22 protein-coding genes are annotated in these 20,010 nt (G+C 60.6%); 3 read left to right on the top strand and 19 right to left on the bottom strand.

Annotated features, from left to right (window positions below; translation table 11 throughout):
* Nucleotides 1-133: 133 nt before the first annotated feature.
* The 3 genes from otnK to ltnD are packed head-to-tail and all read right to left on the bottom strand — an operon-like array spanning nucleotide 134 to nucleotide 3,150.
* Nucleotides 134-1,414 carry a 3-oxo-tetronate kinase gene (gene otnK, locus ACTJKM_RS20680; RefSeq protein WP_113513443.1) on the bottom strand — a complete coding sequence of 427 codons (1,281 nt, stop codon included), beginning with the start codon at nucleotides 1,412-1,414 and terminating at the stop codon, nucleotides 134-136.
* 3 nt (nucleotides 1,415-1,417) lie between these two features.
* Entirely contained in the window at nucleotides 1,418-2,194 is a 777-nt protein-coding gene (gene otnI, locus ACTJKM_RS20675) for a 2-oxo-tetronate isomerase (protein ID WP_058328920.1), read from the bottom strand.
* An 11-nt stretch (nucleotides 2,195-2,205) separates the two neighbouring features.
* Nucleotides 2,206-3,150 carry an L-threonate dehydrogenase gene (gene ltnD / locus ACTJKM_RS20670; RefSeq protein WP_058328921.1) on the bottom strand — a complete coding sequence of 315 codons (945 nt, stop codon included), beginning with the start codon at nucleotides 3,148-3,150 and terminating at the stop codon, nucleotides 2,206-2,208.
* A gap of 465 nt (nucleotides 3,151-3,615) precedes the next feature.
* On the opposite strand from ltnD, the gene ACTJKM_RS20665 reads away from it, so the two are divergent.
* Nucleotides 3,616-4,614 carry a LacI family DNA-binding transcriptional regulator gene (locus ACTJKM_RS20665; protein ID WP_058328922.1) on the top strand — a complete coding sequence of 333 codons (999 nt, stop codon included), beginning with the start codon at nucleotides 3,616-3,618 and terminating at the stop codon, nucleotides 4,612-4,614.
* Nucleotides 4,615-4,629: 15 nt separating this feature from the next.
* Entirely contained in the window at nucleotides 4,630-5,298 is a 669-nt protein-coding gene (gene otnC, locus ACTJKM_RS20660; RefSeq protein WP_113513439.1) for a 3-oxo-tetronate 4-phosphate decarboxylase, read from the top strand.
* 24 nt (nucleotides 5,299-5,322) lie between these two features.
* Here the strand turns inward: otnC and ACTJKM_RS20655 are convergent, their stop codons facing one another.
* From ACTJKM_RS20655 to ACTJKM_RS20620, 8 genes are all read right to left on the bottom strand, one after another.
* The gene (locus tag ACTJKM_RS20655; RefSeq protein WP_058328924.1) at nucleotides 5,323-6,222 is read right to left on the bottom strand and encodes a carbohydrate ABC transporter permease; all 900 of its coding nucleotides are present in this window, start codon (nucleotides 6,220-6,222) and stop codon (nucleotides 5,323-5,325) included.
* 15 nt (nucleotides 6,223-6,237) lie between these two features.
* Nucleotides 6,238-7,170 carry a carbohydrate ABC transporter permease gene (locus ACTJKM_RS20650; protein ID WP_058328925.1) on the bottom strand — a complete coding sequence of 311 codons (933 nt, stop codon included), beginning with the start codon at nucleotides 7,168-7,170 and terminating at the stop codon, nucleotides 6,238-6,240.
* Between the two features lie 95 nt (nucleotides 7,171-7,265).
* Complete coding sequence (locus tag ACTJKM_RS20645; protein WP_058328926.1) at nucleotides 7,266-8,582, bottom strand: ABC transporter substrate-binding protein; 1,317 nt, start codon at nucleotides 8,580-8,582, stop codon at nucleotides 7,266-7,268.
* Between the two features lie 150 nt (nucleotides 8,583-8,732).
* Nucleotides 8,733-9,800, bottom strand: coding sequence for an ABC transporter ATP-binding protein (locus ACTJKM_RS20640; protein WP_058328927.1), 1,068 nt, complete (start codon nucleotides 9,798-9,800; stop codon nucleotides 8,733-8,735).
* A 98-nt stretch (nucleotides 9,801-9,898) separates the two neighbouring features.
* Complete coding sequence (locus ACTJKM_RS20635) at nucleotides 9,899-10,675, bottom strand: SDR family oxidoreductase (protein ID WP_058328928.1); 777 nt, start codon at nucleotides 10,673-10,675, stop codon at nucleotides 9,899-9,901.
* Between the two features lies 1 nt (nucleotide 10,676).
* On the bottom strand, nucleotides 10,677-11,660 hold the full coding sequence (denD, locus tag ACTJKM_RS20630; RefSeq protein WP_058328929.1) for a D-erythronate dehydrogenase: 984 nt from the start codon (nucleotides 11,658-11,660) through the stop codon (nucleotides 10,677-10,679).
* A 40-nt stretch (nucleotides 11,661-11,700) separates the two neighbouring features.
* Nucleotides 11,701-12,477 (bottom strand): FadR/GntR family transcriptional regulator, encoded by a 777-nt coding sequence (locus ACTJKM_RS20625; RefSeq protein ID WP_058328930.1) that lies wholly within the window; start codon nucleotides 12,475-12,477, stop codon nucleotides 11,701-11,703.
* A gap of 72 nt (nucleotides 12,478-12,549) precedes the next feature.
* Complete coding sequence (locus ACTJKM_RS20620; protein ID WP_156436998.1) at nucleotides 12,550-12,699, bottom strand: hypothetical protein; 150 nt, start codon at nucleotides 12,697-12,699, stop codon at nucleotides 12,550-12,552.
* A 296-nt stretch (nucleotides 12,700-12,995) separates the two neighbouring features.
* Between ACTJKM_RS20620 and ACTJKM_RS20615 the strand changes: the two genes are divergently transcribed.
* Nucleotides 12,996-13,199, top strand: coding sequence for a hypothetical protein (locus tag ACTJKM_RS20615; protein WP_245296231.1), 204 nt, complete (start codon nucleotides 12,996-12,998; stop codon nucleotides 13,197-13,199).
* Nucleotides 13,200-13,482: 283 nt separating this feature from the next.
* Here the strand turns inward: ACTJKM_RS20615 and ACTJKM_RS20610 are convergent, their stop codons facing one another.
* From ACTJKM_RS20610 to ACTJKM_RS20575, 8 genes are all read right to left on the bottom strand, one after another.
* Nucleotides 13,483-13,761, bottom strand: a complete 279-nt coding sequence (locus tag ACTJKM_RS20610; protein WP_058328931.1) for a hypothetical protein — start codon at nucleotides 13,759-13,761, stop codon at nucleotides 13,483-13,485.
* 593 nt (nucleotides 13,762-14,354) lie between these two features.
* Nucleotides 14,355-14,582 (bottom strand): hypothetical protein, encoded by a 228-nt coding sequence (locus ACTJKM_RS20605; RefSeq protein ID WP_156437000.1) that lies wholly within the window; start codon nucleotides 14,580-14,582, stop codon nucleotides 14,355-14,357.
* Nucleotides 14,583-14,693: 111 nt separating this feature from the next.
* Nucleotides 14,694-14,990, bottom strand: coding sequence for a hypothetical protein (locus ACTJKM_RS20600; protein ID WP_058328933.1), 297 nt, complete (start codon nucleotides 14,988-14,990; stop codon nucleotides 14,694-14,696).
* 240 nt (nucleotides 14,991-15,230) lie between these two features.
* The gene (locus ACTJKM_RS20595; protein ID WP_058328934.1) at nucleotides 15,231-16,178 is read right to left on the bottom strand and encodes a polysaccharide lyase; all 948 of its coding nucleotides are present in this window, start codon (nucleotides 16,176-16,178) and stop codon (nucleotides 15,231-15,233) included.
* On the bottom strand, nucleotides 16,165-16,671 hold the full coding sequence (locus tag ACTJKM_RS20590) for a hypothetical protein (RefSeq protein ID WP_156437004.1): 507 nt from the start codon (nucleotides 16,669-16,671) through the stop codon (nucleotides 16,165-16,167). Before ACTJKM_RS20590 ends, ACTJKM_RS20595 begins: the two co-directional genes overlap by 14 nt.
* Before the next feature lie 329 nt (nucleotides 16,672-17,000).
* Nucleotides 17,001-18,443, bottom strand: coding sequence for a DUF1254 domain-containing protein (locus tag ACTJKM_RS20585; protein ID WP_058328936.1), 1,443 nt, complete (start codon nucleotides 18,441-18,443; stop codon nucleotides 17,001-17,003).
* Nucleotides 18,444-18,529: 86 nt separating this feature from the next.
* Nucleotides 18,530-19,099, bottom strand: coding sequence for an OmpA family protein (locus tag ACTJKM_RS20580; RefSeq protein WP_058328937.1), 570 nt, complete (start codon nucleotides 19,097-19,099; stop codon nucleotides 18,530-18,532).
* Between the two features lie 28 nt (nucleotides 19,100-19,127).
* A complete protein-coding gene (locus ACTJKM_RS20575; RefSeq protein WP_058328942.1) occupies nucleotides 19,128-19,553 on the bottom strand; it encodes a cysteine rich repeat-containing protein in 426 nt (141 codons plus the stop codon).
* Nucleotides 19,554-20,010: the final 457 nt, after the last annotated feature.

The raw sequence follows: 20,010 nt of genomic DNA, 5'->3' as shown, positions 1-20,010 counted from the left end.
GCTCCGCGCCGTTCGGCCGGAGCGGCGTCGGCAATCGGCATCGCCAGAAGCCCTTGCGTGAAGCCCATACCACAGCACGACGCCGATACCGACCGCCTGCGATGCTGGTGCAAAGGCGAGGACCAGATCAGCCTCAATGCATCATCGCCAGCGCGGCGGTGAAGAAATCCTCGCCTCCGAAGTTTCCCGATTTCAGCGCCAGTAGCATATCGCCCTGCGCGTTGCCGACCGTTCGCAGCACCGGCACGCCGGGCGCGATCTCCGGGCCGATCAGAAAGGCTGGAATGGCCAGCCTGTCGACCGCGGCCCCGGAGGTTTCTCCGCCGGCGATCACCAGACGCCGCACGCCTCTTGCCACCAGTTCGGCGGCGATGACCGACGTTGCAGATTCGATCGCGTGACCGGACGCCTCGCGCCCATATAGTGATTGCAACCGGGACACGGTTTCCGGCGCTGCGCTCGCGGCGACGACGACGGGACCGGCCGAGATGCGGTCTCCGGCCCAGGAAATCGCCGCAGCGATCTCATCCGGGCCGGCAAGCAGCCGCTCCGGGTCGAGCCGCAGGACGGGCATCGACCGTTCGGCGACGTCGAGCTGATGCAGCGTTGCCTTGGAACAACTGCCGGCAACGACGGCGGAAAGCCCGCCCACGGGGAAAATGGCGTTCGCCGTTGTAGCGTCGCTGGCAGGAGCCCGGCCGGAGCGGACGAGTGCACGGGCAAGGCCAAGCCCTAGCCCCGACGCGCCGGTGGATACCGGCGTTTCCAGTGCGATCGCGCCGAGCGTCTCGAGATCGCGTTCGAAGATCGCGTCGGCGATTACCGACCCGACACCTGCCTCACGCAAGTCCTCGAGCCGGGCCCTGACTGTATCCGGTCCCGCCGCGATTGCCGGCAGATCTATAAGCCCGACGGCACCGCGCGACTGTCTGGCCATCACCCGCACGAGGTTGGCGTCGTGCATCGGATTGAGGGGATGGTCCTTGAGCGGGCTTTCGTTTAGCGGCTGTCCGCCGACGAAGAGATGGCCGAGATAGACGGTTCGGCCCGTTTCCGGAAAGGCAGGCGTCACCAGCACAAGTCCACCGCCCGCGGCATCACTCAAAGCCTCGGTGACTGGACCGATATTGCCGGCATCGGTGGAATCGAAGGTCGAGCAGACCTTGTAAAGCACATGGGCGGCGCCGCGCCGGCGCAGCCATCGTTCGGCCGCGGTCGCGGCTGCTACGGCGTCAGCAGCAGGCACCGAGCGGATTTTCAGGGAAACGACAACCGCGTCTACATCCGGCAGCGCCAGCGACGGGTCGGGGATGCCGACCGTCTGCACCGTGCGCAGTCCGTTTTTCGTCAACGTGTTGGCGAGGTCGGAGGCACCCGTATAGTCGTCGGCGATCGATCCGAGCAATATTGCCACCGTCTAGCTCCTTGCAAAAGGTCTGAACCAGCCAAGACCGTCCAGTGTGTGGCCGCGCGGGATGTATTCGCAGCCGATGAAACCGTCATAGCCAAGGCGGTCGATTTCGCCGAACAGATAGGGATAGTTCAGCTCCTCCCCGTCCGGCTCGTTGCGTGACGGTACGCTGGCGATCTGGACATGGCCTGTGATCGGCATGAGGCGGCGCAAGGCCATCACCACGTCACCATTGATAATCTGACGGTGATAGACATCGAACTGGAGCTTCAGGTTCGGCAGGCCGAGTTCCCCGATCAGGTGCTCGGCCGCGCCGAAATCATCGAGGAAATATCCCGGCATGTTTCGTCCGTTGATCGGCTCGAGCAACAGGTCGATGCCCTTCTCTGAGAGCCGCCCCGCAACGTAGACGACGGAGCGTCGGTAAGATGAGGCTGCGTCCTCGTCGTTTGGATCAGCAAGGCCGGCCATCAGGTGCAGCCGCCCGACACCCGTCGCCGCCGCATAGTCCAGCGCCCGCTCGACGCCCGCTTTCAGCGCATCGAACCGTCCAGGTAGCGCCGCGATACCCCGCTCGCCGGCGGCCCAATCTCCGGGCGGCAGGTTGAACAAGGCCTGCTGCAGATTGTTGCGAGCGAGCCGTTCGGCGATTGCCTCCGGTGTGGCTTCATAGGGAAAGAGATATTCGACGGCGGCAAACCCGGCATCGGCCGCAGCGTCGAAGCGGTCGAGGAACGGCCATTCGTTGAACATCATCGTCAGGTTGGCGGCGAAAACCGGCATGCTGGCGTTCCTTACGGCTTCTGAGGCTCTTTGGTCCCACCGGGCAATGTTGCACCCGACAGCTGGGCGTAGAGGCGCGCGAGCGACGAATCGTCGTCGCGGCCCATGCCGGCTCCGGACGCACCCAGATACATCTGCAGGGCCGCAGCTGCGAGCGGCACCGGATAGCGCTCTGAGCGGGCCATATCCTGGACGATGCCAAGATCCTTGACGAAAATCTCGATGCTGCTCAGCGGATTATAGTCTCCGGCCAGCACATGCGGCACGCGGTTTTCGAACATCCAGGAATTTCCGGCCGAGGCCGTGATCACTTCATAGACCTTGTGGAGGTCGAGACCCTGCTTGGCGGCAAACGTTATCGCTTCGCAGGCGGCCGCGATGTGCACGCCGGCGAGAAGCTGGTTGATCATCTTGAAGGCAGCGCCGGTTCCGGCTGCGTCGCCGAGCTCGTAGACCTTGCCGGCCATGGCGTCGAGACCCGGGCGGGCCGTGTCGAAAGCCTGCCTCGAGCCGGATGCCATGATCGTCAGTTCGCCGTTTGCCGCCTTGGCCGCACCGCCCGAAATCGGTGCGTCGAGATAATGCAGACCAAGAGCCTCCACCCGTCGTGCCAGATCGCGCGCGACGGCGGGATCCATGGTCGCCGACGAAATGAAGACTGCTCCGGGCTTCATCGTCCTCGCGACACCCTCGACGCCGAACAGCACCGCTTCGGTCTGCGCACCGTTGACGACGACGGAGACGACAATGTCGGCATCCTTTGCCGCACCGGCGGGCGTGGCCGCGCCGCGTCCACCCTCGGTCGTGAAGCGGTCCACCGCCGCATGAGTGATGTCATACCCAACAACGTCGAGACCTGCGCGCTTCATCGACCGGGCCATTCCGAGCCCCATGGAGCCAAGGCCGATGACGGCCGCGACAACAGCGGGGCCTGAGTTTTCAGCAAGCGGTGACATGACGAGTTCTCCAGTCTTGTAAAGAAAGAGCCGCCCGGATGCTGCCACCCGGAGGGGGTTGGTGTTTAGTGTTTAGCGGTTGACAGTTTTTGCCGGAACCAGCGAGCGCGGGGATGACCAGGTGCCACCGGAGCTCACGCAGCCTGTCGGCAGAGCGTCCGAGCACGAGCGTGGCGAAGAAGGTGCAGATATATGGGATAGCGGCGCCTTGCAGCGTCATTGTTTCTCTCCTCCAATTGTTGCCGCGGTCTCCCGTCCGTGGCTCCCCGACCCAACAATGGCAGCGCTGCCATTTTCTTTAATCCATTTTGGCAGCGCTGCCAACGCTAGATTGGAAGCGCTGCCAAAAAGATCTTGCTTCTTAAAGACAGTGGTGAAAAATGACGACCGCATGGTGGGTGATATCGGAGAGGGATGACGGCTTAGCGGCTGAACGCCCACCCGAGGTGGGGTTCGAAAGTGACTATGGAATTCAAACACCAGGCGACAGTGACGCTTGCCGAGGTCGCGGAAGCGGCCGGCGTCGGCGAGAGCACGGTCTCGCGGGTGCTGCGCAACCACGGCTCGTTTTCCGGCAAGACGCGGGACCGGGTGATGGCTGCGGTCGAGCGGCTCGGCTATGTGCCGAACCGGATCGCAGGAACACTCGCCTCCACCGCTTCGCGCCTGGTCGCCTTCGTCATTCCCTCGCTATCCAACATCGTCTTTCCCGATGTCCTGCGCGGCGCCAGCGCCGTTCTGGAGGAAAACCAGTATCAGGCGGTCTTCTCCGTCACCGACTATGATCCGGGGAAGGAAGAAGCGCTTGCCGCCGCGATGCTCGCCTGGCGGCCCGCGGCGGTGATGCTGGCGGGGTACGAGCACACGGAAGGCACGGTGAAGATGCTGCGCGCAAGCGGCTGCCGGATCGTCGAGTTGCTCGATCTGGACGGCGATGCGCTTGATCTGGCGGTCGGTTTCTCCAACCGCGCAGCCGGACGCGAAAGCGCGGCTTTCCTGCTCAAGCGGGGCTATCGCCGGATCGGGTATGTCGGCCACGACCTCAGCCGCGACACCCGTGCCAGCAAGCGGTTTTCCGCTTTTTGCGAAACGCTGGGCGCACATGACGCCCCCCTCGCCGATCGCGAAATTCTCGCCGGGGCATCGTCGGTGGAAAACGGCGGGCTGGGACTGGAGCGGCTGCTCACCCGGACGCCGGATCTCGATGCGGTCTATTTCTCCAACGACGACATGGCGCTGGGCGGCTATTTTCACTGTCTGGCGCGGGGGATTGCGATCCCCTCGCAGCTTGCCATTTTCGGCTATAACGGCCTCGAGATCGGCCGGGGAACGCCGCAGCCCCTCTCGACCATCCGCACGCCGCGCGTCGCGATCGGACAGGTGGCAGCACAGCTTGTCATCACCAATGCGCAACCCCAAGTCGTCGATCTCGGCTTCGAACTGATCGAAGGGGCAACCGCCTGATAGGGAGAAACTGTCATGTCCGACGCGCGCCTGCGTGAAGAAATCTGCCGCTACGGTCGTTCGCTGTTCGAGCGCGGGCTGACGCCCGGTTCGTCGGGCAATATATCGTTGCGGCTGGAGGATGGCGGCTGGCTGGTCACACCGACGAACGCCTCGCTCGGCTTCCTCGACCCGGCCCGCATCTCAAGGCTGGATGCCGAAGGCCGGCACCTCGCCGGCGACAAGCCGACCAAGGAAATTCCGCTTCACACGGCGCTCTACGACACGCGCGGCAGCGCCCGCGCCATCGTCCATCTTCACTCCACCCACGCGGTGGCGCTGACCATGCTGCCGGAGATCGATCCGCGCGCTGCCCTGCCGCCGATGACCCCCTACTATCTCATGCGCGCCGGCGAGACCGCGCTGGTCCCCTACTATCGTCCCGGCGATCCGGCGGTGGCCGACGCGATCCGCGGGCTGGCGGGAAAATATTCATCGGTGCTTCTGGCCAATCACGGACCGGTCGTCGCCGGCGACAGTCTTGAGGCAGCGGTTTTCGCAACCGAAGAGCTGGAGGAGACGGCGAAGCTCTATCTGCTGCTGCGCAATCTCAACCCCCGTTATCTCAGCCCGGCGCAGGTCAACGATCTGACCGAGACCTTCGGCCTCGACCTGCCGTCGCATCACGACCACGATCACGATTGATGAGGGATCGCCTGAAGCAGGCACTCATTCCTTCACCGCCCCGGTCATGGACGAGACGTAATAATCGACGAAGAAGGAATAGAGGATCACCACCGGCAGCGAGCCGAACAGCGCGCCGGCCATCAGCGCGCCCCATTCGAACACGTCGCCGCGGACCAGCTCCGTCAGCACGCCGACCGGCACGGTCTTGTTTTCCGAAGACTGGATGAAAGTGAGCGCATAGATGAACTCGTTCCAGGAAAGCGTGAAGGCAAAGATACCCGCCGAGATAAGCCCGGGGACAGCAAGCGGCAGGATGATCTTGATCAGGATCTGCCAGCGCGTCGCGCCATCCACCAGCGCGCTCTCTTCGAGCTCGAACGGGATCGACCGGAAGTAGCCCATCAACAGCCAGGTGCAGAAGGGAATGAGGAAGGTCGGATAGGTGAAGATCAGCGCCAGCCTGGAATCGTAGATGCCGAACTTGAAGACAATGAAGGCCAGCGGAATGAACAGGATCGAGGGCGGTACGAGATAGGCGAGGAAGATCAGCAGCCCCACCGGCCGCGAGCCCGAAAACCGAACCCGCTCGATCGCGTAGGCCGCAAAGACTGAAGCCGCAAGCGACAGAAACGTCGCGCAGGTCGCCACCAGCATCGTGTTCCACAGCCAGCCTGGATAGGAGGTTTCGAACAACAGGTATTTGATATGGTCAAGCGTCGGCCCGACCACCCAGAAGGGGCTGTAATTGTTGTAATCCGTCAGCTGCGAATTCGGCTTCACTGCAGTGATCGCCATCCAGTAAAACGGAAAGAGCAGGACGAAGACGAACACCGCCATCGGCAGATAAACCATCACAATCCTGCGCGGCAGGCGGTTGAGATAGCTCATACCCTGCACGTCGTCGGTGAGAACGGCGTCTTCGGATTTCACGGTCGTGGTCATCGTCATTCTCCCCAATCAATCCTGGCCGCCCTGCTGCCATTTGCGCCGCTGCAGGCCGAAGAAGCTGAACATGATGGCGGCGAGGAGGAACGGAATCATCGCCACCGCGATCGCGGCCCCCTCCCCTAGCTGTCCGCCCGGAATGCCGCGCTGGAAGGAAAGCGTCGCCATCAGATGCGTCGCGTTTACCGGCCCGCCCTTGGTGAGCACATAGATGAGCTGGAAGTCGGTGAAGGTGAACAGCACCGAGAAGGTCATGACGACGGCAATGATCGGCGTCAGCATCGGCAGCGTCACATAGCGGAACCGCTGCCAGCTCGTCGCGCCGTCCAGCGACGCCGCCTCCTGCAGCGAAGCCGGGATGGTTTGCAGGCCAGCGAGCAATGAAATGGCAACGAACGGAATGCCGCGCCAGACATTGGCGGCGATCACCGAGGCGCGGGCATTTTCCGGATCGCCAAGGAAGTTGATCGGACCGTCGATCACGCCGAGCTGCATCAGCGACCATGAAATGATCGAGAACTGCGAATCGTAGATCCACCAGAAGGCCAGCGCCGAGAGCACGGTGGGAACGACCCAGGGCAAGAGCACGATGGCCCGGAAGAAGGACTTGAACGGCAGGTTCTCATTCAACAGGAGCGCCAACCACAGCCCGAAGACGAATTTCAGGATCGACGCCACAATCGTGTAGAGCAGCGTGTTGAAGACCGAGAGCCAGAAGACCGAGTCCTCGGCAAGGAAGATGTAGTTTTCGAGCCCGATGAACACCCCGTCACGACCGATGCGCGTGTCGGTAAAGCCGAGCCAGACGCCGAGACCGAGTGGATAGGTGAGGAAGCAGACAAGGAAGACGGCCGCCGGAAGCATGAAGAGGAAACCGATCATGTTCCTGTTCTGCATGAGCGAGGCCATCGCGGATGGCGGCTTCCTGGATGACGCTGTGGACATCGAACATCTCCCATATAGCGGATTGGGGAACGGGTACCGGCGGGGCATTTCCGCCGATACCTTGTCTCAGCAGCCTATGCAGGCCACGTTGGGATTTAGACCCGGTAGTAGCGGTTTGCCCGGCGCTCAGCCTCTACAATTGCCTCTTCGGGCGTCATCTGCCCCGTAACCGCGGTGGCGAACATGTCGACCAGCACGTAGTCGGCCATGACGCCGGCGGACGCATAGCCGAGCGGGCCGGCATAACCGTTCGGGCGCAGCGTTTCCGAGGCGCGCGCATAAGGCGCGTGGATCGGATCGGACGTCCAGACGGGATTGTCGGCGAAAGCCTTGAGAGGTTGGCAGCAATACGCGCTGGAGCCCGTGATCCAGGCATTCATCTGGTCGGCCTCCATCATGAACTTGATATAGGCCTTGGCAGCTTCCGGATATTTCGTATGGCTGAAGAGCAGCAGCGAACTGGTCTGATGCAGCTCGACGCTCTGGCCGACCGGACCGACAGGGAAGTTCGTGGTGCGGATGTCGGCTGAAAGTTCCGCCATCGCCGGGTCCTTCTTCGACGCATAGTAGAGCGAGACGCCGTTCGCCGTCAGCGACACCTGGCCCGCCAGGAAGGCCCGGTTGTTGTTGATGTCGAGCCAGCTCTCGGTGCCCGGAATGAAGGTCTCGTAAAGCGCCTTGGCATAGTTGACCGCTTTGAGCGTCTCGGGGCTGTTGATGACGACCTTGCCGCCTTCATCGACCATCTTGCCGCCATGGCTCCAGAGCAGCCAATGGGCATAGTTGTTGCCGTCGCCGACGGCCTTGCCGTGCGGGAAGCCGGCTGGCGTTCCCTTGGCCTTCATGGCTTTGCAGAGTTCGAGGAACCCGTCGGTTTCCTTCGGAAATTCGCTGAAGCCGGCCGCCTTCATGTGACTATCCCGGTAGCAGATCGCATTGCCGATGGCCGCCAACGGCATGGCGATGAACTTGTCGCCGCGCGAAGCATAACCCTTTACGCCATCGTACCAGCCGCCGTATTTGCCGCCGAGGTAGTTGGCGAGTTCGGTCAGATCGACGAGCTTGTCCGGATATTGATGGGCATCGTCGAACCAGCACATCACCATATCCGGGCCGGAGCCTACGTTGGCAGCGACGGCCGCTTTCGGGCGAATGTCTTCCCAGCTTTCCTTGTCTATGCGGACCTCGACACCGGTCGCTTGGGTGAACTTCGCGGTGTTGGCAAGCCATGCATCCTCGTCACCCTTGACGAAGGGCGTCCAGCGCAACAGCCTCAGGCTTGCACCGTCCTCCGGCTTGTAGGCCGGCTCCGCCGCTTGGGCGAAAGACGAGCGGATGCCGAAAGCCGAAAGGCCGGCCATGCCCGCGACCGCGGCGGATGCGGCAAGAATATCACGTCTCTTGAAAGTCATAATGCTCCTCCTGGTGACACGGGACATCATCCTTTCCGGCACCCGCCGTCCCGTTTGGCGAATGCTGAGTTAATGGCTTCCGGAAATGCCGGAATGCCGGCCGATGCGTCAGGGCTCCTCTTCCCTCACGCAGCGCAAAACGGGACGGTATCAGTCGGTCAGCCGCACGCCGGTTTCGGCGTCGAACAGGTGCACATGATCGGCATCGATAGATAGGTGGATTGCCTCGCCCGGCCGGGCGGTCACGCGCTCACGGAAAACGCAGGTGACGTCCGTGCCGCCGAAGCGCACGATCAACTGCGTCTCGTAGCCGGTAGGCTCGATAACCGCGACGGTCACGGGAAACCCGTTCGGGTCGAGCGACATATATTCCGGCCGCAAGCCGTAGATCAGATCACGCCCTCTTGCCGCCGATGGTGACCGCGCGACTGGCAGCGCCATGCCATCGGTTGCGATAAAGCACTTCGGATTTTGCGGGTCGAGCCTGCCCTTGATCATGTTCATCGCTGGCGAACCGATAAAACCCGCGACGAAAAGATTGGCGGGACTGTCGTAGAGTTCAAGCGGCGCGCCGATCTGTTCGACAATACCGTCATGCATGACGACGATTTTGTCGGCCATGGTCATCGCCTCGATTTGGTCATGCGTGACATAGACGGTGGTCGTCTTCAGCCGCTGGTGCAGTTCCTTGATCTCGGCGCGCATTGCTACCCGCAGTTTCGCATCGAGGTTGGACAGCGGTTCGTCGAAGAGGAACACCTGCGGATCGCGCACGATCGCCCTGCCCATGGCCACGCGCTGGCGTTGGCCGCCTGAGAGCTGGCGCGGATAGCGGTCGAGCAGCTTGGAAAGTCCCAAAATCCCGGCCGCGGTGCCGACGCGCTTCTCGATCTCGGATTTCGGCGAGCCGTTCAGCATAAGAGAGAAAGCCATATTGTCGGCGACCGTCATATGCGGGTAGAGCGCATAGTTCTGGAACACCATGGCGATATCCCGATCCTTGGGCGGCAGGGCGTTGACCACCTTGTCGCCGATGCGGATCTCACCCGCCGAAATATTTTCAAGCCCGGCCAACATTCGCAGAAGCGTCGACTTCCCGCAGCCCGAGGGGCCGACAAGGATCACGAATTCGCCATCCTCGATTTCGATGTTCACGCCCTTGATGACGGGAAAGGCTCCGAATGATTTTCTGACATCGACGAAGTCAACGCCTGCCATATGCTTTCCTCCCTGTGAATTTCATCTGAAATCGGCGGATTGTCCGGCGGCCGCCTCATGCCGTTCTTCGACCTCGTAAAGTTTCCTCTCGACCGCCCTTACCCTCGCCCCACCAGCGGCATCTTCGTCGCCATGACCGTCATCGTCAGCACATTGGCCTCCAGTGGCAGGCTTGCCATGTAGACAACAGCAGCGGCGATATGGGCGACCGAAATCGTCGGCTCACTGGCGGTCTCGCCATTCGCCTGCAACACCCCGGAATTCATCTTCGACGTCATGTCGGTCGCGGCATTGCCGATATCGATCTGGCCGCAGGCGATGTCATATTTGCGCCCGTCGAGTGCGGTCGACTTGGTCAGCCCCGTGATCGCATGCTTGGTTGCCGTGTAAGGTGCTGAATTCGGCCGCGGCGTCTGGGCCGAAATCGAGCCGTTGTTGATGATCCGCCCGCCGCGCGGCGCCTGCGCCTTCATCAGCCGGAACGCCTGCTGCGTGCAGAGAAAGGCACCCGTCAGGTTTGCGGCAAGAATGCCGCTCCATTGCTCGAAGGTCACCTCTTCCAACGGCACAGCCGGCACATTGGAGCCGGCATTGTTGACCAGGAGGTCGAGCCGGCCGAACTCGGTGCGGATCGCCTCGAAAAGGCGGGCGACCGCATCGGGATCGCCGATATCGGCCCTGACACTCCGCACGGTTCCTCCCGTTTGCGCCGCAATGCCGCCAGCTGCTTTATCGAGCACGTCGGCGCGCCGGCCGGTGATAACGATGGTATAACCCTCCGCGCTTAAGGCCTCGGCGATCCCGCGTCCGAGGCCCGTGCCGCCGCCCGTCACCAATGCGATCTTGCCGTCGCCGGATTTTATAGCGCGAACCATCTCAGATATGTCCTCCGAGTTCATCTTCGATATGGATCCTGATGATCTCATCGAAGTTGGTTTCGGCTTTGAAACCCAGTTCGTAAGCACGCCGCGCGTCGAAATCGGTCGCCCAGCCTGAAACAATCGAGCGGATAACCGGGTCGGGCTCATGACGGACGAGCTTGACGGCCTTCTCACCGGCCACACGCCGAAGCGCCTCGATCTCTTCACCAACGAGGGCGGAAAGGCCGGGCATGGTCAGATTGCGTCTCGGGCCGATCGTGGACGTATCCATCCGCGCGGCATGAATGAAGAATCCGACCGCCGAACGCGGGCTTGCAAACCAGTGGCGTACGTTCTCGTCCACCGGCAACACCGCCTCCTGACCTGCCAGCGGTTCGCGGAGAATATTGGAAAAGAAGCCGGATGCCGCTTTGTTGGGTTTGCCGGGGCGGATGCAGATCGTCGGCAGGCGGATGCCGACGCCATCGAAAATGCCGCGCCTCGAATAGTCGGCGAGAAGCAGTTCGCAGATCGCCTTTTGCGTGCCGTAGCTCGTCAGTGGCGTGGTAAAGAACTCGTCGCCAATCTTTTCCGGGAAAGGCCTTCCGAAAACGGCGATCGACGACGCGAAGATGACCCGCGGAACGTAGGGCTCCCGCAAACTCTCGTGGCGGATCGCCTCGAACAGCGCCCGCGTTCCGTCAAGATTGACCTTGTAGCCCTTGTCGAAATCAGTCTCGGCCTCACCGGAAACGATCGCCGCGAGATGGAAAATCACGTCTGGCCGCAAACCGACGAGTTTCTCGGCGGCGTCATCGGTCGAAAGATCAAGCACGAGTGCCCTTGCAATTGGCGACAGCCCTTGAGGCACAGGCGGCTCGATCACATCCACCAGCGTCAGCCTAGAAATATCGTAGCCAAGCACGCCTTCCTCTGAGGCGAACTTCTCCACCAACTTGCGACCGACCATCCCGGCCGCTCCAATCACCATGACATCCATTTTCGACGAACCTCCCCGTCTGCCGCCCGGCTCAGCCGGATCAGCCTGCCATCTCGCTCTTGCTCTTTTCCCGGTTTTTCTGCCCGCTCCCCGCAAGCAATTCCTTCGTCGTGTCGTAGATCCGGGTCAGATGCCGGCGAAATGCAGCGATCACCGCGTCCCGGTCGCGCCGCTCCAGTGCCTCCACGATCTCGGTGTGGTCGTCATAGCTGGCATTAATCGCTCCCGGCCGTGACATCGCGCTGCGCCGAAAGTCCATCATGTAGGTGTAGAGATCGGTGACGAAATCGGACAACAGCGGGTTTCCGCAAGCCCGATAGATTCCCATGTGGAATTCGCGGTCGCAGATCAGAAAGCGCATGGCGTCATCGCCACACAGCTTCTGCACTTCGAGCAGGCTTTTGAGCTTGCCCAGCGTCTCTTCGTCAATGCTGTCCGCTGCATCGCCGACGACCTTCAACTCGATATGCAGCCGGGCCGCATGAACATCGTCAAGATCGTAGCTGTCGATGGCGTTGGGGGAAGCGATGGTAACGGTGAGATGGCTGAGATCGACATTGCAGACCCGTGTGCGACTGCCCTGAGACACCTCGACGATACCGCGCGCAGCCAGCGTCTGGATGGCACCGCGCACCGTCTCACGGCTGACATGAAGCACATTGGCGAGTTCCCGTTCCCCCGGCAAGACGTCGCCGGGGCGCAGCATGTTGGTAGCGACCAGTACCATTAGTTTGTCGGCGATGAGGTCACGAGCCGTACGCCGGTCGAGACTTTTCCCGACCTTTGGCATTTGCGTGAGTATCGGGCTGCCGTCCATCGCCGTCACCTCCAACTGACCCACTGGTTGGACCAGCAGATCAGTTTCTCTATGGAGCCGCGAAAAGTATGACTAGTCAAGACAGGTTCGTTGCTGCATCGCATCAAAGATCGGCCCTGGAACGGCACCGCTGCCGGTCACCTTGCGCTTCGACGGTCTAGGGGAGCCGAAGCCGGAGCGGGCCTTATCGTCGAGCACGACCGCCTCGCCGTCGAGGATCATGGGGGTCCCCAGTTAGCAAAGCCGCCAGCGCGACGCCGTTCCATATCGCGCGATTTTCATGCGGCCCCCCGCCTGCGAGCCCCGGGGATGGTGGTCTGTTTTTTCTAACAAGGAGGTACAGGTACATGGCTCGGGAGACTCTTCCCGTCGCCTGGCGTCGTTGCCTGCCATCCCACCCACGATCAGGTAAAACCGATCAGCGTCATCACCGCTCTGCAGGTTCGCTTAGACATCAAAAGATTTGAACATCATCGGCGGTCACACGTTATATCCTTGACCACGAGGTGAGGTTTCCAATGTCTATTCATATGCGAGATATCGGCGAAGCGGTACTCGGGCTGTTCCAGCTGCATCATTTCGATGAGCCGCGGTTGAGCGACGATCAGCGGTTGCTGATCGAGGCTTATCGGTCGGGACAGGTTCCAGAAGCCGCATGGCAGGAGCATCTGGCGCTCGATCCCGAGCTTGCTCGCTACTGGCGGTCAGATGCCAGACATTGAGCATCTGATCGGATCGTGCCTGCAGGTGATCGGCGGTCGGGACTTCGAATCCATATCGAACGTTCTTCATGCTGCGCCTGCGAGCGCCAATCCAAATCATAGCCATAGCCTACGTTCGGCGTCGATGGCGGCTCCGGCCAAGGCGGAGATCCAACATCACTCCGGCCAGCCATCCTCTGACATCCGATGTCACCACGAGTTCGTCCATATGTTCCATGGCGTATTCGAGTGTTTGTGCGGTGAGCGCAGTTGCCGCGCTTGAAGAGGCCGTCAAGCTCCGGGCCTATTCCGACAGCCCCGGCAACAGATCCGCGACTTTGGTGCCGCCGCCTCCTGGCGGTGAAACCTCGAGGGGACAGCAAGCTTCTTTCAGTCGAAGTTCGAGTTCCCATGCGTCTCGTATGCCGCGCATGAATAGATGGAGGGCCTCGCGTGCCAGCCACTCGCCCTCACCACTTTGCTGATCAATGTGCCGTGCATCCATGACCCTCTTGAAGACGGCTGAAATCACAGTAAAGCCTTCAGGAAGGATGATGCATCCGGATTGCCGGTGATCAAACATGGCGCAACTCCTCCAATTGGGGCGAAAGCGCTTATGATCTCTCAGCCGCCGGAGCCCGTAGCACTGTCCGGCGATGAGCAAAATATGCGCCGATAAAGCGCCTCTGACAATGTTCGGGGATCACAGCCTTTGTCGCGTCGTTTTCGCTGCCTCGCGACAGGTCTCCAGCACGTTGTCTTTTCCCATGCCGCGGATTGCGCCGCAGCGCGTGCACTGGATCAATTCTCTCGTCTCCATTTCGGAGAACGTAAGCCGCTCAGGCGTCCCGCACTTCTGGCACTGAATTTCAAAGCTGTCGGAGTCATCCACTGCTGCCTCCCGTTGCTTTCGAACGCCCCCACAACCTGGTTCACTGAAAGGGAATTTCAAGATGACCCTCGCCTACGGCGGAATGGTTCCAGCCGGTGAAGATGTCCCGTATCATCGCGCCTCGCGTCTATCAGTGATGCCGGCTGGGTTGTTTCCGCTGCCGGTCCGGGTTCGGCAAACGCCGACCCAATCCAACGCGGAATTGACAACCATCATCGCCTGCCAAATCCAACGCCGAACGTAAATCCTTTACTGCGGCGCCGATGCCGCCGAGCAGATGGCTGTCATACCTGAAGCCAAAATTTTCGAGCTCGTTCCGATATCGCAGCGTTCGAACAGGCATTGGAAATGCGTTCGGCCTGGTCGTCACGGTCACCGGCAAGTGGGTTTCTCCGGAGGACCTGCACCCCGACATCAAAATGACGCTCTAATACCGGGAACAGACCATCAATCTCCGGACCGGAGAAACCACCCCCGTTCCCGACAGCATCGCGCTTGACCGCATGTTTCATGAGGAGTTGCACCTTCATGAATCTGGCGATGGAACTCCTCGCCGATAGCGCCGGGTTCGATCCTCTCGCTTTCCTTCGGGAGGCCGCATAATGTCGAACGGTCAACAACGCCTAACGGCTGCTTTTCGGAAGCTCTTCGTCGAAACGGGTCTTTTCGCGCGCTGGGTCGTCGTCAAGGATGTCTTCTTCGCTATCCTCCGGCAGGGCGTCATCCGGTTCCATATTGGCCTCATCGCGGCTTGGAACGGGCGGCACCCGGCTCTGATCGGCCGGCGATTTGTCGACATCTGCTCCGGACAAGTCTGGCAACGGAATCGGTTCGAGATCCATCTCGGGCGGCCGCGGGCTCGGGAGGTGCGCCGGCATCGGTTCGCCGCTGGCTTTTTCGTCTTTCGGTTCGCTCCTCATTATCATCTGGCTCCTTTCCAGCTGGAAAGTGAACCGGTTGGCGTCGGTAAAGTTCCGAATGAGGAGGCTCGTAATGGCTTTCCGTGTCGCCAACCCCTGCCGCCCAACTTGCACTGCGCGGACTGCCCGGCGCGGCTGCCGCATTAGCGATTGAGGATGGCGATCATCGGCTTCGCAGAATGCGGACCCGGTCCGCTGCCACCGCGGCGGTCATGACGGATCCTTCCGCTATATGACGCTCTATGAGCCTGCTGAGCGTAGCGCCGCAAGTCCGGCCGGTCCGAGGACATCTTCACTGCGAGTGGAGCGGCGAAAATTGTCGAAGTACAGCGTCCATTCGCCTTGGGCTGCCGCGCGGTACGGGCCGAACTTGAAATACTGCCGAGAGCCAAGCCCATGTTCGTCATGCCCGATATGGCCTCGGACCGTCACGATCCAGCGGTCGTTGGCGAAGAGTTCGATATGCCCTGTACCATCCGGTCCCGGCTGGGTCATCACTGCAAAGTCAATCCATCCACTATGCGGGGTCGGCAGCTCATTACCCCTGTGGGTGACGGTGATGCGATCCGTGTGGGCCGTGAACAGGCGCCCGTCTGGTGGCTTCCAGCCGGGGTCGGTGGCTACCAGCGCACGCATCTGGCGCTTTTCCGGGCGCAGAAAAACCGGCGTGAGGGCCGATGTGCCGGTCGACAAGGAAGAGCGCCGAGAGATCACCGGAAAACTGGTCTCAACGGTCGCAAACAGTCGGCCACGAACGAGACGAAGTGCCAGGAACGGGCTAAAGTCACCCCTCGCCTCCGGACCGATCTCGCGTTTCCATTGGGCGATCAGATGGCGGTGGTCCCCTTGCGGGATGGGATCGGCAAACCTGACGGAAAAGCCGTACCAGACCGCCTTGTCATAGGGTACGCGCAGAGTCGTGCGTTCCCACACCTCGGCTCGCTCGCTTCGATCGTCTTCGCCCTCAAAAAGCGGTCGGACGCTTAGCTTCAACGCGCCGGCACTGCCAAAGGTGACATTTCGCTGGAATTCGACCGATCCCGCACGTTGCTCGACATTGTCACGATAATAGAGCCCCCCCAAAGGCGAGAAGCTGTCGCCTTCGAAACCGTCAACAAGATTGGCTTCCCAGGACAACGGCGCCGCCGCATCGCTATTCCCGTCAGGTGCGTTGTCAGCGGTTTCCAATTCTTTCTCCTGAACTATCCTCTACGCTCGCAACGTATTTGTGCTTTAGGCCTCTTCGTGTTTCGCGACAGTCCATCGTGAACCTGCGGTCAGCGATGTGGTCGTTGCACCGGGTAACATAACGGCTATTGTTTGAAATCAGTCGACCGGCCCCACCACAGACGTCACAAGTATGGTAGGAACGGTCTGCGATCTCATGATAGATCCCACCAAGCGCAGCCGCCAGTGCTGCCGACAGGCGAAAGTCATCCGTCGGACTGAGATAGCAGCGAAGACCACCCCACTTTTCCTCTATTTGCCGAACGTAGACCTTGGAAAGCAGCCCGTGGCTGCTGAGGAACACTTCGACACGCCGTAGATATTCCTCAATCAATCCGTTCCAGCCGGTATTGGCAGTCAGGAAAAAAAGGGACCACGTCTCCTCGCTCGTATTTGGGTCAAAAAGTCGGGCATAGCTTTGACGAATGTGCACAACGAACTCCGCATGTGTCATGCAGAGACTCCTTTCCAATGAACCCGGGGGCTGGCAATAATACCGGCTGTCAGGCAGCGAGGCCTCCCCGTCTTGCAGCCGCCATTGATATGCCGAATCTGCTTGGTCGTTCGATCGGGCACACTTCGGCTGCCTCAAACCGTCCTCTTGTCAAATCCCGATCCGAGCGTCGACGACGTGGTAGCCGCCGACACCCGGCTTGCTGCAAGGACCGAGCGAAACGCGACGGCGATCGGTGAGACCTGGCTTGCGACAGAACCGAATCCATCGCGCGCAGGGTGACAGCCGCAAACGAGGCGGGGAGAGGCAGCCCCAGTCCCAGGGGGCAATCAGCTCACCTTTCTCACTGGCGGTATCGTCCAAGAACCGTCGATGATCGAGGGATTGGCCTCGTTGGGCCAATAGAGCCGCATCATAAGGATAAACTTACCTTTGGGCGCCGGGAGCCAATTGGATTCCTTGTCCGATCCGGGCGATTCATGCTGGATAAACAGGTCGATCGAGCCATCCGCATTGGCCTTCAGCGGTTGGCGCGCGCTGATCGAATAGCGATTGAGCGGATTGTCGACAAAGAAGTAGCCCGCATCATACATGGTCAAGGACCAGAACCCCGAAACCGGTGGCGTAAGTCCCTTCTTGAACGTCAGAACGTAATTCTCGGACCCGTTATATGCCCGCTTGATCACCCCGTCACCGGACTTCAGCGAAGTCGGATAGACCGCATCTTGTGGCCGGTTCGCCCCAAGACCGATTGCAGTGATCAAGGCACGTTGGACGTAGTTGGTGCCATAAATCCCCGTCTTCGTCGTGAAGCCCCAGCCGTCGACGTCCTGAACGTCACCGTCGCTGAATTTGAAATGCATCATGATGCGGGCGAAACCAACTTGGGGGACGCGCTTCACAAAAGCAGGATCGAACTTTGCCTTATCGAAGTCCTGGCCAGGAACGATGCCGAGTTCGGCGAGCTTGGCGACCATCGGTGCGTCTGCATCGGTCGGCGGATTTCGTTTCAGGAGCTCGGCAAACAGGGTGAAGTATTCGACGGCGTCCATATTGTTGACTTGTTCGCGAACGGCAGTCTTCATGTCGATCGACGGGTCGACCTTGCCTTTTGGAGCCGTCCATTCCTTGCCCCACGCGCTCAAGGGATAGAGTTTGACCTCATCTTGAAGCTTATGAACTTCGGCATAGTCCTCTGGCGTGCCGGTGCAATAGATGCGTCCGAGCAACCAGACGATGCTCGTCGGAGACTTGTATTGCGTCAGCCCTTCCGGGAGGGGGCCGTCCCAGCTGGGACCGGTTACCACGAAGGTCTGTGCCTTTGTACCGGTCGTCCGCTTTCCGGGAACGTCGAACACTGTCGTCCAACCATCCAGCATCGGAAACAGGGCATAACGATCGTTCAGGTCGGGGAGGCTTACCACCCAAGGCTCGTCACCAACGTCGAAGAACGCCGTGGTGTAGAGTGTGTCCGCATTGGGCGCCGTCACGTCGCGGAATTTGGCATCCGGATACTGGCGCAACTTAATGACGTGCCCCATCGGGCCCCGGCTACCTTCCGGCTCGGCCATGTTGGTGATCACCCGTCTAGTGATCTCCATTGTCACAAGCGGATAGGCGTAAATGTAAGCCTCGACTGCCAAGGCGAATTCGTCGAGGCCTTCCGGCAAATTTGCCACCAGCCCGTCGTTGGCGTTCGCCGACGAAGCCACAGAACCAGCGGCCATCAGTCCAAGACCGGCCACCGTTAATTCACGGCGCGTGATATGCATTACTAGCCCTCCAAAAGACAATTTGTAACGAATGCAACTGTGCGGACAATCCGCGCGCAATCAAAAGTTGAAAACACCAGACGCGGCTATTGGACGAGGCCGAGGTTGATTAATTGGACCCGTCGGTTTTCACCCGCTTTCAGGTTGGCTGTATTGAGCGGCCACTCCTCACCCACGCCAATCGAATACAAACGGTCTGGTGCGATGGCAAACGTGGTCGAAAGCGCCTCAGTTATGGCATTGGCGCGCTGCGCGCTAAGCTCGAGATTGTGTTGGGCGTCGCCGGTCGAACTCGTGTGACCGACCACGAGAAACTTGTATCGCCGCAGGTTGGGGTGGTGCAGCGCATCGGCGATCAGGCCGACCGTGCGGTAAGATTTTGGCTCGATGGCGACGGAGTCGTTCTCGAATTCGATATCTAGGATCAATTGCGACAGCTTGGAGAGTTTCTGCCAGTTCGGAAGGTTGGCGACACCTTTACCCGCACTTGCCGTTGCCTCCTCCACCAGAAGCGCGACGTCAATTGCGGGCGCCGCGTTTTCCACCCTCCCGAGGGTACGGATAAGTTGCATGTCACTGATTTGCTGCGCCACCCCCTCGCCAGCGGACAGCATCAGCCCGATCGTCAGCAACGCGTTAAACTGGATTCTCTTCATTGGCTCACCTTTCGTTCTCAAGAAGGTCTCAACGCCACCCCGCGTCGATGATGGCTTGGCCGCATTTTCCTTCGTTCACGCGAGTCGCCTTGTTCAGACAGGAGAGAACATTGCCCTCGCCCTTGACGCTTTTGCAGTACTGGGCGATGTCGTGTTTGCAAATCGTCGCAAAGGACGACTGCGCCGCCTGGCGTTGACGTATCGAGGTGATCACGTTCGCCAGTGTCACGGTACACGCCGGCGAGACTTTGCCCTCGTTCTGCTCGAGACAGGACTGGATGCGGCCGCTGCCAAGGTTGAGCCCCTTGCAATATTTCCTGATGTCCGATCCGCAATCGTTGGCGAGCAAGCTCACAGCATCGGCATAGCTGATGGTTTCTGCCCGACCGACGGTGGCGAGGGCAAGAACAGTGAGAACTATCGTTCCTGCGAAAACTGCACTTCTGTTCGTCATGGCAAGTCCGATCGAAAACAACATTAAACTCGGCTGCCCGACCGATAGCCGAGGCGGTAGCCAGCGTTGACATGCGCAATGCGGTCGCCAAAAGGGAAGTAGCTTACAGTATGCAACGCCCCTGCTACGGTTACGTCGGCATTTCGCAGCGCGGAGGCTGCACGATGGCGAGCGCTGCCGACATCCCGTCTCGGCGGCTGTTTGCCATCTCCATGTCCCCGGCGGAGCGTGAGCGTGAGGTACCATCGACCGCCGGAACGTGGGTCGGCGCCGCGAAGGTCACCAACGAGCATTCGTCATCATCGCATGCCTAGGCATCGTTACGATTCCGTGAGCGGCAGCAGAGACCCTGAGATGTCTTCTTACCGGGCTGGTGCAGCGCCGGCACGGCCGCGCGCGCCCGTCACTGACCGTGGCAACCGCGAAACTCCTTCAAATTTTTTCCTGCGAATCCGCC

The sequence above is a fragment of the Ensifer sp. 22460 genome, from assembly GCF_052044935.1.
In the GTDB taxonomy this organism is placed as follows: Bacteria; Pseudomonadota; Alphaproteobacteria; order Rhizobiales; family Rhizobiaceae; genus Ensifer.
This window is presented reverse-complemented; position numbering and strand designations above follow the sequence as displayed.